Consider the following 12,102-nt stretch of genomic DNA (forward strand, 5'->3'; position numbering starts at 1 on the left):
ATCGAACTGCCCAACCAAAGCCGCGTTGCCGAGTTGGGATATGAAGAACACGCGCGTCGCTGTCTCAGCCACGCCAAGCGGACATTCGGCGCGGCGCGATCTCAGCGTCGTATGACCGATGCAGCAATTCCAAAACACCAAGAGGATTATCATGGGCAAAGAGCTCACTGAGAAAGACCGCAACATGGCGGCCGATATGCTGGCGCGCGCCCGCGCTGCCATGGCCGAGATCGAGGATTGGGGTCAGGACAGGCTGGACCGCCTGTCTCAGGCCATTGCGTGGTATGCGGGGAACGAGAAGACCTTCACGCGTTTGGCCCAGCAGGGCGTGGACGAAAGCGGTATCGGAGATCGCGCAGGGCGTCCTGCGAAGCGCTTCAAGATTCACATGGTGCTGCGAGATGTCTTGCGCACACCCTCGACGGGTATCGTCGAGGTGGATGAGGAAAAAGGTCTGGTGAAATATGCCAAACCTGCCGGTGTGATCGCCTCCCTGATCCCGATGACCAACCCGGCAATGACTCCACCAGTGACCGGCGTGTCCGCCGCGAACGCCCGGAATGCGGTCGTCTTCAGCCCGCATCCGCGAACCGCCCATACCACCTTTGAAATGGTCGAGGTCATGCGTGCAGCTTGTCGTGCTGCCGGTGCCCCCGAGGACTTGTTCCAATCCATTCGCAAACCGTCGATCCCATTGACGCAACATCTGATGGAGATCTGCGACCTGACGCTGGCGACGGGTGGCAAGCCCATGGTCAAAGCAGCCTACAGCTCGGGACGTCCGGCCTATGGCGTGGGCGCGGGCAATTCGTCCATCGTCATCGATGAGACCGCAGATCTGGACATTGCCGCTCAGAACACTCGTATTTCTAAGACCTCTGACTTTGGGTCTGGCTGCTCGGCAGATGGCAACATCATCATCCAGCGCTCGGTCTACGACGATATGATCAAGGCACTTGAGGCCGAAGGTGGATATCTCTGTTCGGATGAAGAGAAGGCCATGCTCGAAGCGGCTATGTGGGATGATAGGGGCAACCGCACGTTCCCGACCATAGCTTGTCCGCCTCAGCAAACGGCCAAGGTCGCCGGGTTCTCGATCCCCGAAGATCGCAAATTCCTGATGGTTGAAAATCAGGGGCAAATCGGCCCGCAGCATAAGTTCTCCAAGGAAAAACTGACCACGTTAATGGCGCTATATCACTTCGAAACTTTCGATGATGCGCTGGAAACGGTCAGCCAGATCTACAACACCGGGGGCAAGGGCCATTCCTGCGGCATCTACAGCCACAATGACGATCACATCGACCGGTTGGCGCGTCTGGCTCCGGTCAGTCGCATGATGGTTCGACAGCCTCAGTCCAAGGCCAACGCGGGTGCGTGGACCAATGGCATGCCTATGACCAGCAGCCTTGGTTGCGGCATCTGGGGCGGCAACATCACAAATGAAAACGTCACCATGAAACACATGATGAACTACACCTGGGTCAGCCGTCCGATCCCTGAGGATCGCCCCTCGGAGCCGGACCTGTTCGGTGAATTCTACGGACAGGAGGTCGCGTGATGGACGCAAGCAAACTCGACGGTAAAACCGTCGCCGAACACATCGTTGATTTCCTCGAACGCCGTGATGTCAAGCATGTGTTCGGGCTTTGTGGCCATACAAACATCGCAGTTCTGGCTGCACTGGCCGAAAGTCCGATTGATTTTGTCACGGTGCGGCACGAACAAATCGCCAGCCACGCGGCGGACGCATATGCCCGCGTGACGGGCAAGGCCTCGGTGGTGTTGTCACACCTCTCCCCAGGTTTGACAAACTGTGCTACCGGGGTCGCCAACGCGGCGCTGGACTGTATCCCCATGGTCGTGATCGCGGGCGATATTCCCACGCATTACTATGGCAAGCATCCGCATCAGGAAGTGAACCTGCACGCAGACGCGGCCCAATGGGAGATTTATCGCCCCTTCGTCAAACGTGCTTGGCGGGTGGATCGCGCCGACCTGATGGCCGAAATCTTGGAAAAGGCGTTCCATCTGGCTGAAAGCGGTCAGCCCGGGCCGGTGCTGGTCAATGTGCCGATGGACATCTTCTCCGAGGTGATCCCCTCGGACAGCTTCGACCGTATCCGCGATAACACGCGCGCGCTCAAGAAGCCGTCGATTGACGATGAAACCGCACGTGAAATCATTGAGGCTCTGGCACAGGCCGAAAACCCGGTTGCCTATGTCGGCGGCGGTATCCTGTTGGCGCAGGCCAGTGAGGAGTTGCGAGAATTTGTTGAACATATGGGCCTTCCAGTCGCGCATTCCCTGATGGGTAAAGGCGCGTTGCGAGACGACCATCCGCTTGTGCTGGGAATGACCGGGTTTTGGGGCACCGAATTGGTCAACCAGTCCTGCTTGAATGCGGACTACATCTTTGCGGTGGGAACCCGGTTCAAAGAGGCCGATTGCTCCAGCTGGTACCCCGGCTATACGTTCAACATCCCCGGTTCCAAGGTCATTCATATCGACATTGAACCGCAGGAGATCGGCCGGAACTATCCCACCGAGATCGGAGTCGTTGCTGACGCCAAGGCCGCTTTACTAGTCCTCAACCGGGTCGCCCGCGAGATGTATCCGGAGGGCCTCCAACGCCCCGTGCTGGAGCAGAAGATCGCTGACTTTCGGACGGACTTCAAAGCGCGCAATGTGGAAATGGCGACCTCATCAGCCTTTCCGATGATGCCCGAGCGCATTCTGGCAGATGCCCGCAAGGCACTGCCTGAGGATGCCATCATCACCACGGACGTTGGGTGGAACAAGAACGGTGTCGGACAGCAATTCGATATCCTGACCCCTGGCTCAATACTGACCCCGGGCGGGTTCGCGACGATGGGTTTTGGCCCTCCGGGCGCGATCGGCGCGAAATTGGCAGCACCTGATCGAGTCGTACTAAGTTTAGTTGGCGATGGTGGCTTCGGTCAAAACCCGTCGATGCTCGCAACGGCCGTCGAACTCAATCTGGGCATCATCTGGCTGGTCATGAACAACAACGCCTTCGGAACGATCGCAGGCCTTCAAAAAGCTCATTACGGTTTGACCTATGGAACCACGTTCCCCGGATCAGCCGCCGCACCCGCAAACGGACCGGGTTATGCAGATATTGCAAAAGCTTATGGTGCAGAAGGGCACAGGCTCAGTGCTGCTGATGAATTGTTGCCCGCATTGGAAGCGGCAATCGCCAGCGGCAAACCAACCGTTCTTGATGTCCCAATGATCAACAACCCAACACCAACGACCGGACATTGGAACATCTTGGACATATACTCGCCGGACAAAGAGATATCTCGCGTCGCGACTTGACGAAACCGGGCGCGTTCAGACGCGCCCAGTGATCAGTCCCACTTGTGTGGTCCAAGTTAATTGTTAGTGCATGACCGGCCTTTGGTCCAATTGAACGATGGTTTCCGGGGCCGGCGGTTTATATCCCAGAGCACTGTGCGGGCGTTTTGTGTTGTAGTGTTTCCTCCATTCTTCGATCAAAATCTGCGCTTCTTTTAGATTGCAGAGGACTTCTCCATTCAGGAACTCATCTCTGAACCGCGCATTGGAACTTTCACAGTAACCTTTCTCCCATGGGCTGCCTGGCTCGATGTATGCGGTCTTTGCTCCAACTGCATTGATCCAGTCTTGCACCGCCACGGCAATGAACTCAGGGCCATTGTCGGAGCGAATGTAGCTTGGCACACCGCGCATGATGAACAGGTCACTCAGCACGTCGATGACATCGCTGGAGTTCAGCTTGCGGTCCACACGGATCGCCAAGCACTCCCGGCTGTACTCATCGATGACGTTGAGCGCGCGGAAAGTACTCAGAGAGCAGTTTTGCGCGCCGCAGAATGTCTTAAAACTGCCGGTTTATTGCTTGAAGAGCAGTCTCCAGTTGCCGGATAAACTCACTCGCCAATGCGGATGGGGGACGATGTGCTGGTCGCATGATTGAGACGTTTAGTATGACATGTGGATGGAATGCTCGAAAAACGACCGGCCTGGGTTCAGACCGCATGTTGACATATCCGGCTGCGGTAATTGGATCGCAGATACAGTAACAAAGCCCCTTTTCCACCAAAGTTAGAGCCGGGTTAAAAGTTCTAAGCTCGAACCGTTGGTCGAAACTGGCTTTTTGGCTGGCGAATGCCCTCTGAGTTGCGATCAGATTTGGATGCCCTTCTTGCAGCCCGGCCATCGGAAGGCCCGACAGATGGTGGGCTTCTACCTTGGCCAATTCAGTCAGTGGGTCATCTGCTGGGATTGCGCAAACGCATCTCATGTCGAAATCGACAGTATCAATCGCTGCTGTGGCTTTAGGTGTCTCACCCAGTCCAATGTCATATTGCTGAGAGGCTATCCATTCCTCGATAACGGGTGAGGCACGCATCATCAGTGACGCCTTTACGTCTGGTTTGTCCAGCAGAAACTCACCCAGTAGCTGCGGCATCAACAGGCTGCTGGCCGCCGGCATGCAGGCTATGTTCAGTCGCCCTTTCGTCAGCGCTCCGATTTCGCGCATTGTCCGGGTTGAAAGCGAAAGGCGATCCAGGATCGCTTCAGCCTCGGTGATGAAGTACTGGGCTTCCGGCGTAGGGGCCATTTTCCCGCGCTGCCGCCGGAATAGGGCGATGTCCAGTTCGGCTTCGAGATTTGCAATCAGTGCGCTGACGGCTGGCTGAGTCCGCCCGAGGATTCGGGCCGCTTCAGACACTGATCCTGTTCGCATGACTTCGCGGAAGGCCTGTAATTGGCGGAAGCTGAGATTCATTTGCCTTTGTTAATCCTTAACTTTTCATCGCCACATAAAGTAACTTTATTTAAAGATCAATTTAATCGTTTTGACTTAATAATCCGTACCCCTGATTTTTCCCATCATGAATGCGCTGCCTGTATTCGCCGTGATGGAGGGGGAAATGACACGTTTTTCAAGTGTCCTGCTGACGGTTCTGATTTGCCTTGTTGCTCTTGGGCAATTTGTGCAGGTGATCACGCGCTATGTGCTGGAGATCCCCGTCATGGGGCTGGAAGAAAGCCTGCTTTACCCAACGTTGTGGCTGTACATGCTGGGGGCGGTCAACGCGTCGCGCGAGAACACGCATATCCGCGCCAATGTGCTGGAGATCTTTCTGACCACAGAACGTCAGCATCAGGTTCTGGCGGTTATAGGTGAAGTCATCAGCCTGATCGTTGGCATCTGGTTGACCACCTGGGCCTGGGATTTCACCAAATATTCGATGCGGGTCTGGCGTGAGAGCCCGACATTGTATCTGCCGACCTATTATGTCGATGTCGCTTTGTTTGTCGGGTTGGTTCTGATGATGATCTTCACCGCTTGGCATCTGCTTATGCACCTGCGCGCACTGTTTTCCCCCCTTGCCGAACCTGCCGTGGAAGGAGGTCTGAAATGATCGAGATTGCGCTTTTTGCTGTATTGATCCTGGTTATCCTGCTGACCTTGGGCGTACCGCTGCCCTATTGTTTCGGTGCGGGTCTGATGGTGATGTATTTCGCCGGAGACGTGGTCATGAAGGGCAATATGCTGTGGGGGTTCCAGCAGTTGGGCAACCCGGTGCTACTGGCCATTCCGCTGTTTGTTCTGGCCGGGACAATCATGTCTGTCTCAGGCATCGCTGCCAGCCTTCTGAATTTCGTCAATATATTCATCGGTCACCTGCGGGGCGGTCTGGGAGTGGTCGCTACAGTGTCCTGCGCCCTCATTGGAGCCATATCGGGTTCGGGCCTGACTGGCGTCGCAGCAATTGGCCCTTTGCTGATCCCCGAGATGGAGAAACAAGGCTATCCCCGCGAATACGCGACGGCGCTTATTGCCAACGCCTCGCTTTTGGGTCTGCTGATCCCGCCCTCGGTAACCATGATCGTCTATGGCTGGGTGACAGACACCTCAATTCTGGCCTGCTTCCTTGCTACATTGGGTCCCGGTCTGCTGATCATGGCCAGCTTTTCGGCGGTCAACATCCGCATGGCCCGCAAATTTCCCCTACAGCTGAATGAGCCGCCGAAAGGGAAGGCCTTTGTATCCGAGGCGACCTCGCTCGGTCTTAAGGCCACGCCCGCGTTGTTGATGCCGGTGATCATTCTGGGTGGTATCTATGGCGGTATCATGACACCGACCGAGGCTGCCGCCGTAGCTGTGATCTATGCGATCCCGGTAGGTTTCCTGATTTACAAGGGGCTGGACATCAAAACCTTTTTCGGTGCGGGCAAAGAGGCTGCGACCTCGGTCGGTGCGATCATGCTGATGATCTTGTTCTCGATGATCCTCAGCCAGATGTTTGTTCTGGAAAGCGTCCCTCAGGCCATCGTGCAGGCGATCTTTTCAGTGACCGAAAACAAAGCCCTGCTGCTGGTGTTGATCAACATCCTGTTGTTCCTCGTCGGAATGGTCGTGAATGATGTCACCGCCATAATCCTGATCGCGCCGCTGTTGCTGCCGCTGATGCAGGCCATCGGCGTCAGCCCGATCCAGTTTGCCGCGATCATGGGTGTGAATACCGCCATGGGCGGCGTGACCCCGCCCTATGCCTCGATCCTTTATCTGGGTGCACGCATCGGCCAGGTGCCGGTCACCAAGGTGATCCGCCCGGCCATGACCCTGATCCTGCTGGGATATCTGCCTGTCGTCTTCCTGACCAGTTTCTGGCCTGACCTGTCGATGTGGCTGCCTCGCTTCTTTGGCTACTAAGCCGACCACTTCATCATTCACGGAGGAGACTTATCCATGATGAACTTTCTGAAATCCACCTGCCTGGCTGCGGCCGTTGTCGCAACTGCAGGCATCGCTGCCGCCGACACGCTGAAGATCAGCCATATCCGACCTCAGGGCGCGACAATCGACAATGAACTGCGTGCTTTCGCTGAGGAGCTGAAGGCTGCCACGGACGGCTCTCTGGAACTGAACCTGTTCCCGGCATCTGCTCTGGGGGACTACACGTCTGTGCAAGAGCGTATTTCGGTTGGTGCCATCGACATGGCCGTGCAGCCCGCCGCCACAGCGGTTGATCGCCGTATGCAGATCTCGGCTTTCCCCTATGTTGCGGCAAACTGGGACGAAGCGAAAAAGATCTATGGCCCCGGCGGCGCGATCCATTCGGCGATGAAGGATCTTTATGCGAAGCAGGACATCACCATGCTGGCCGCCTATCCGGTGTATTTCGGCGGCGTTGCCTTGAATACCGACGCGGTGAACCCAGGTGATCCGACGGCCGCCAAGGGGATCAAGGTCCGTGTACCCGGTATCAAGAGCTTCCAGCTGACTGCAGACGCTCTGGGCTATATCTCGTCGCCCATTCCGTTCTCGGAAGCGTTTACTGCCGTGCAGACCGGTGTTGTTGACGGTGTCGTCGGTTCGGGCGCTGAAGGCTATTATGCCTCGTTTCGTGATGTGACGACGTCGTATGTGCCAGTGAACACGCATTTTGAAGTTTGGTACATGATCATCAACTCGGGCACATTGGCCGATTTGAGTGATGAAGATCGGGCTGCTCTGGAATCCGCGGCGCTGGCGTTCGAAGCTAAGCGCTGGGAAACCGCTGAGGCCGATCAGGCCGCGTTCGAGCAAAAGCTGGCCGACAATGGCGCAACCATCGTCTCGCTGACGGACGAAGAGCTTGCTGCCACCGCTGCTCATGTACGTGCGCAGGTCTGGCCTCAGGTCCTGGAGGACGTGGGGCAGGATTGGGGTCAGTCCATCCTCGACAAAATCGGCGAATAACCGATCAGACCCTGCGGTCGGGCAAGGCGCGCCTCTCCCCGTGCCTTGCCCGGCCAACCCACGGAGATCAGCTTATGTTCAGATCCTTGCAAGACAATGACCACGATCTGGTGACGCTGGTCGTTAATGGTCAGCCGTTAACCGCGCGCAAAGGTCAGTCTGTCTGGTCCGCGATGGCCGTGGCCGGTCAGATTGTGACCCGTAAGGCGGCCCTGTCGGGTGACGAGCGCAGTGCTTATTGCGCCATGGGCGTCTGTTTCGAATGCATGGTCGAAATTGATGGGCTTCCCAATCAGCAAGCCTGCCTGCGTCGGGTCGTGGACGGGATGAGCGTTATGACACAAGACATTACCGAAGACACCGAGGCAACTGATGAAAGCTTTTGATTGTGCGATCATTGGGGCTGGCCCGGCCGGAATGTCAGCCGCCATTGAATTGGCGCGGGCTGGAATTGATGTGGTTGTGCTGGACCGGGCTGAACGGGCAGGGGGGCAGATCTATCGCTCTGCGGCAGATAGTCCCTTGCCGGATGCAGCACCCCTGGGGCCGGAATATGCGGCAGGTGCTGATCTGATCACTCGCTTTGAACAATCCCGCGCGACACATCTTGCCGGTGCCGATGCATGGCATCTGGGGGATGATGGCCGTATTCTGTTCTCATATCAGGGCGAAACACGTGAGTTGCACTGCCGGGAAATGTTGTTGTGCCCCGGGGCAATGGAGCGGCCCATGCCGATCCCGGGCTGGACCTTGCCCGGTGTCATGACCGCTGGTGCAGCGCAAGTGATGCTGAAGTCGGACGCAGTTGTAGCAGACAGGGCTGTCTTTGCTGGATCGGGACCGCTGTTGTACTTGATTGTGGCACAGTATCTGCGCCTCGGCGTGTCTGTGGCCGCTCTGGTCGATACGACTCCGCGACAACATTACATTGATGCCGCGCTTCTTATGCCGCGCGCCCTACGGCAGGTCGGACAATTTCGCAAGGGCTTGTCTTTGTTGCGGGAAATCCACGTTTCGGGTGTTGCCACCTACCGACATGCCGAAAATCTGGAGGTGATCGGCGATGAAAAAGCCTCTGGGCTGCGATTTGTGTCATCGGGTCAGCGGCGTGAGATCTTGGCCGATACCGTATTCCTGCATCACGGCGTTCAGCCCAATCTGAACATGACCCGAGCAATGGGGTTGGATCATCATTGGAACAGCGAGCAGATGTGTTGGCAGGTCACTGTTGACGATTTTTGCCAGAGTTCGGTTGCGCATGTTTCGGTTGCTGGCGATGGGGCTGGGATTGCAGGTGCTGATGCCGCCTGCGCTGCTGGGCGCGTGGCTGCTCAGAACATTTTGGTTCACCTTGGCCGAATTTCCCAGACGGACAGGGATCAAAAAGCGCACGCTGATCTGAATTTCTTGTCCGCCCTGAAACCGTTTCGCCGGTTCATCGACCGCCTGTACCGCCCAACCGAGGCGCTGAGATTGCCGCGCGATCCCGACACTCTGGTGTGTCGTTGCGAAGAACAGTCTTTGGGCGATTTGCGAGCGGGGTTCGAACAAGGCGCGCGGGACTCGAATGCGCTGAAATCCCTGACCCGATGTGGAATGGGGCCGTGCCAGGGAAGGCAATGTGGCCATGCCGTGACTGGCCTATTGGCAAAGTGGCGTGAGGAAAGCCCCGAAGCGGTTGGATATTACCGCCTGCGCAGCCCGCAACGCTTGTTGACCCTGGATGAGCTGGGCCGATACGACACGGTTCCGGCGGAGGCTGCGGAATGAAGGCGGATGTTCTGATTATCGGCGGGGGTATTCAGGGTTGTGCAACCGCGTACCATCTGGCCCGCAAGGGTGCCTCAGTTATTGTGGTCGAAAAGGATTACTCCGGTCGGCATGCTTCTGGCGTCAACGCGGGCGGAGTGCGGCTGCTGGGCCGGGATTTGGCTGAAGTCCCTTTGTCCAAAGCATCTATGGAGATGTGGCAGACACTGGATGAAGAGCTGGGTCACGATACCGGATTTCGGCGCCAGACACTGGTGAATATCGCGGTGGATGAGGCAGATCTGGCGAGTGTGAAGGCCCGCGAGGTCAAGATGCATGACGCAGGATATACGCATGAACGGATCATCGATCAGGTTGAACTCAGGGAACGATTGCCTCATGTGAATCCCAATTGCGTTGGCGGCGTGATCTCGGAGCTGGACGGGTATGCGATCCCCTTCAAGGCAACATCTGCGTTTCGCCTGGCGGCGAAAAACTATGGCGCTCTGGTGATCGAAGGCGAAGAGGTTAGGTGCCTCCGCCGCGTGGGCGATGCGTGGCTGGCGCACGGCACCCGGCACAGGTTTGAGGCCAAAACCGTCGTCAATTGCGCCGGGGCCTGGGCGGATAAAATCGCTCTGATGATCGGTGATAACGTTCCCCTCAGCCATGCCGCACCGATGTTGATGATCACCGCCCGGATGCCGCATTTCGCCAAGCCTGTCGTTGGGGCGATCAGCCGACAGCTGAGCTTCAAACAGTTTGAAAACGGTACCGTCCTCATTGGCGGTGGCGCCAAGGGGTTCGCTGATCGCGACAATAATCGCACACGGCTGGACTATGCCAAACTTGCTGCTGCGTGCCGCACTACAACCGAGTTTTTTCCGATCATGCGCAAGGCCAGTATCAACCGGATGTGGGCCGGGTTGGAGGCTTATATGCCCGACAATCTGCCCGTGATCGGCCCGGCCGCAAATGCCCCGCGTGCATTCCACGCATTCGGGTTTTCAGCGCATGGATTTCAGATGGGACCTGTTGTGGGGCAGGTTCTGGCGGATCTGGTGACCGGTGGCCAAAGCCGCTTCAATCTATCGCCCTTCCGCATAGACCGATTTGACCGCAAGGTCCTGTAATGGAGATAACCGACATGACAATCACCCGCATCGAAACCGGCCAACGCATGAGCAAGATCGTCAAGCACAACGGCGTCGCTTATCTGTGTGGCCAAACCTCGGATGCCACAACAGCTGCGGATCAAACCCGCGAGATTCTGGCCAAGGTCGAGGACCTGTTGACCAAGGCCGGCAGCGACAAGACCCGCATCCTGCAATGCGTGATCTGGCTGGCAGACATGGCGGATTTCGCCGAGATGAATGACGTTTGGGATGCTTGGGTACCGCAAGGTCACGCCCCGGCCCGTGCCTGTGGCGAGGCCAAGCTGGCGCGTGATGTGCTCAAGGTTGAGATGATCGTCACTGCGGCCTGCGACTGAGCAGGTTGCTCCGCTTTTAATTTGCGCCCTGTTCAGCCGTTCTGAACTTTTCAGGATGTGTTTACGCTCAAGCCCAAGGCGACCAGCGCCCCGGATCTTGCCGTGCTTCAGGATCACCACCTGCGCAAAGGCGTGATGCACATCACGGGCAATGAGTTTCACGACCAGGGTCGGTCCATGATCTCTTTCAAAGGCGCGCAATATCCGAAGGACGTGATCCTGTTCGCGGTGTTCTTCTACGTTCGATAAGGTGTTTCATACCGTGACCTGGCGAAAATCATGGGTGAGCGCGGTGTTTCCGTGGATCACACCACGCTGAACCGTTGGGTAACGCAATACTCAGGCGCCATTGCCGAAGTCGTGCGTCGACGCAAAGGACCATGTGATTCCTCGAGGAGAGTGGGCGAGACTTACATCAAAGTGAAAGCCGCGTGGGTCTATCTCTACTGTGCCGTCGACAAACACGAAAAAACACTTGATGTCATGCTGTCCGAGCGGCGCAACAAACCAGCTGCCACGAAATTCTTCGCCCGGATGCTGTAGCTCAACGGCCTACCGCGAAAGATAGTCATCGACAAAAGTGGCGCAAGCACCGTTGGCATCAAGGCCATTAACAAGATGTTAAAGGGGTTTGGTTGCCCGATCCCGATCGATATGGTCAGGCGCAAATACCTCAATAACATCATGGAACAAGATCACAGCTTCACCAATAGGCGAACCCGTCCGATGCTTGGCTTCAAGTCCTATATCTCGGCCGCAGCAACTCTGGTCGGGATCGAAGTCGCGCACATGATCCGCAAGGGCAACACACGCGCGGACTCTGTCCGTTCCAACAATTCGCTAGGCTAGCATATTAACGCTGGTGCGATCACTGAAGTAGCTCGCCTGGCTGAAATCTTTGCAACGGAACCGGATCAGACCCATGCTGGGATTCAAATCTTTCGCTTCAGCCGCATCTGCCCTGGCAGGCACAGAACTGATCAACATGATCCGCAAAGGTCAATTCACACCCGGGCTCCAACCGTTTCAGCAATTCGCCCAACTGGCAGGATAAACTGCTCACCAACTCCACTGATGCTCTGTCTTCTAAAAGGTTTGC

The 12,102-nt window shown here is 56.8% G+C and carries 10 protein-coding genes and 2 pseudogenes; 10 read left to right on the top strand and 2 right to left on the bottom strand.

Features of this window, described 5'->3' with window-relative positions; translation table 11 throughout:
• Positions 1 to 151: 151 nt before the first annotated feature.
• Both GS605_RS20255 and GS605_RS20260 read left to right on the top strand, forming a co-directional pair.
• Positions 152 to 1,561: an aldehyde dehydrogenase family protein gene (locus tag GS605_RS20255; RefSeq protein ID WP_171634635.1), complete on the top strand. Its 1,410-nt coding sequence runs from the start codon at positions 152 to 154 to the stop codon at positions 1,559 to 1,561.
• Positions 1,561 to 3,342, top strand: coding sequence for a thiamine pyrophosphate-binding protein (locus tag GS605_RS20260; RefSeq protein ID WP_171725123.1), 1,782 nt, complete (start codon positions 1,561 to 1,563; stop codon positions 3,340 to 3,342). Before GS605_RS20255 ends, GS605_RS20260 begins: the two co-directional genes overlap by 1 nt.
• 63 nt (positions 3,343 to 3,405) lie before the next feature.
• Here GS605_RS20260 and GS605_RS20265 read toward each other — a convergent pair.
• Both GS605_RS20265 and GS605_RS20270 read right to left on the bottom strand, forming a co-directional pair.
• Positions 3,406 to 3,846, bottom strand: a pseudogene (locus GS605_RS20265) (integrase core domain-containing protein); the annotation flags it as partial.
• A 37-nt stretch (positions 3,847 to 3,883) separates the two neighbouring features.
• On the bottom strand, positions 3,884 to 4,798 hold the full coding sequence (locus GS605_RS20270) for a LysR substrate-binding domain-containing protein (protein WP_171725124.1): 915 nt from the start codon (positions 4,796 to 4,798) through the stop codon (positions 3,884 to 3,886).
• A gap of 145 nt (positions 4,799 to 4,943) precedes the next feature.
• On the opposite strand from GS605_RS20270, the gene GS605_RS20275 reads away from it, so the two are divergent.
• The 8 genes and pseudogenes from GS605_RS20275 (at position 4,944) to GS605_RS20310 (ending at position 11,860) form a co-directional block, all read left to right on the top strand.
• Entirely contained in the window at positions 4,944 to 5,438 is a 495-nt protein-coding gene (locus GS605_RS20275; protein ID WP_171725125.1) for a TRAP transporter small permease, read from the top strand.
• Positions 5,435 to 6,733 carry a TRAP transporter large permease gene (locus GS605_RS20280; RefSeq protein ID WP_171725126.1) on the top strand — a complete coding sequence of 433 codons (1,299 nt, stop codon included), beginning with the start codon at positions 5,435 to 5,437 and terminating at the stop codon, positions 6,731 to 6,733. Before GS605_RS20275 ends, GS605_RS20280 begins: the two co-directional genes overlap by 4 nt.
• A gap of 36 nt (positions 6,734 to 6,769) precedes the next feature.
• Positions 6,770 to 7,762, top strand: coding sequence for a TRAP transporter substrate-binding protein DctP (dctP, locus tag GS605_RS20285; protein ID WP_171725127.1), 993 nt, complete (start codon positions 6,770 to 6,772; stop codon positions 7,760 to 7,762).
• Between the two features lie 74 nt (positions 7,763 to 7,836).
• Positions 7,837 to 8,148, top strand: a complete 312-nt coding sequence (locus GS605_RS20290) for a (2Fe-2S)-binding protein (protein ID WP_171725128.1) — start codon at positions 7,837 to 7,839, stop codon at positions 8,146 to 8,148.
• A complete protein-coding gene (locus GS605_RS20295) occupies positions 8,135 to 9,532 on the top strand; it encodes an NAD(P)/FAD-dependent oxidoreductase (RefSeq protein WP_171725129.1) in 1,398 nt (465 codons plus the stop codon). Before GS605_RS20290 ends, GS605_RS20295 begins: the two co-directional genes overlap by 14 nt.
• Positions 9,529 to 10,644, top strand: coding sequence for an FAD-binding oxidoreductase (locus GS605_RS20300; protein WP_171725130.1), 1,116 nt, complete (start codon positions 9,529 to 9,531; stop codon positions 10,642 to 10,644). The genes GS605_RS20295 and GS605_RS20300 overlap by 4 nt, the downstream gene beginning before the upstream one ends.
• 14 nt (positions 10,645 to 10,658) lie before the next feature.
• A complete protein-coding gene (locus tag GS605_RS20305; RefSeq protein ID WP_171725131.1) occupies positions 10,659 to 11,003 on the top strand; it encodes a RidA family protein in 345 nt (114 codons plus the stop codon).
• A 177-nt stretch (positions 11,004 to 11,180) separates the two neighbouring features.
• Positions 11,181 to 11,860: pseudogene (locus GS605_RS20310) on the top strand (IS6 family transposase).
• Positions 11,861 to 12,102: the final 242 nt, after the last annotated feature.

The organism is Ruegeria sp. HKCCD7559, from assembly GCF_013110575.1.
Classification (GTDB): domain Bacteria; phylum Pseudomonadota; class Alphaproteobacteria; order Rhodobacterales; family Rhodobacteraceae; genus Ruegeria.

Excerpts from the sequence above, each read along its gene's own strand:
- GS605_RS20255 (WP_171634635.1), top strand. The coding sequence starts at position 152 with ATGGGCAAAGAGCTCACTGAGAAAGACCGCAACATGGCGGCCGATATG.
- GS605_RS20260 (WP_171725123.1), top strand. The coding sequence starts at position 1,561 with ATGGACGCAAGCAAACTCGACGGTAAAACCGTCGCCGAACACATCGTT.
- GS605_RS20270 (WP_171725124.1), bottom strand. The coding sequence starts at position 4,798 with ATGAATCTCAGCTTCCGCCAATTACAGGCCTTCCGCGAAGTCATGCGA.
- GS605_RS20275 (WP_171725125.1), top strand. The coding sequence starts at position 4,944 with ATGACACGTTTTTCAAGTGTCCTGCTGACGGTTCTGATTTGCCTTGTT.
- GS605_RS20280 (WP_171725126.1), top strand. The coding sequence starts at position 5,435 with ATGATCGAGATTGCGCTTTTTGCTGTATTGATCCTGGTTATCCTGCTG.
- dctP (WP_171725127.1), top strand. The coding sequence starts at position 6,770 with ATGATGAACTTTCTGAAATCCACCTGCCTGGCTGCGGCCGTTGTCGCA.
- GS605_RS20290 (WP_171725128.1), top strand. The coding sequence starts at position 7,837 with ATGTTCAGATCCTTGCAAGACAATGACCACGATCTGGTGACGCTGGTC.
- GS605_RS20295 (WP_171725129.1), top strand. The coding sequence starts at position 8,135 with ATGAAAGCTTTTGATTGTGCGATCATTGGGGCTGGCCCGGCCGGAATG.
- GS605_RS20300 (WP_171725130.1), top strand. The coding sequence starts at position 9,529 with ATGAAGGCGGATGTTCTGATTATCGGCGGGGGTATTCAGGGTTGTGCA.
- GS605_RS20305 (WP_171725131.1), top strand. The coding sequence starts at position 10,659 with ATGACAATCACCCGCATCGAAACCGGCCAACGCATGAGCAAGATCGTC.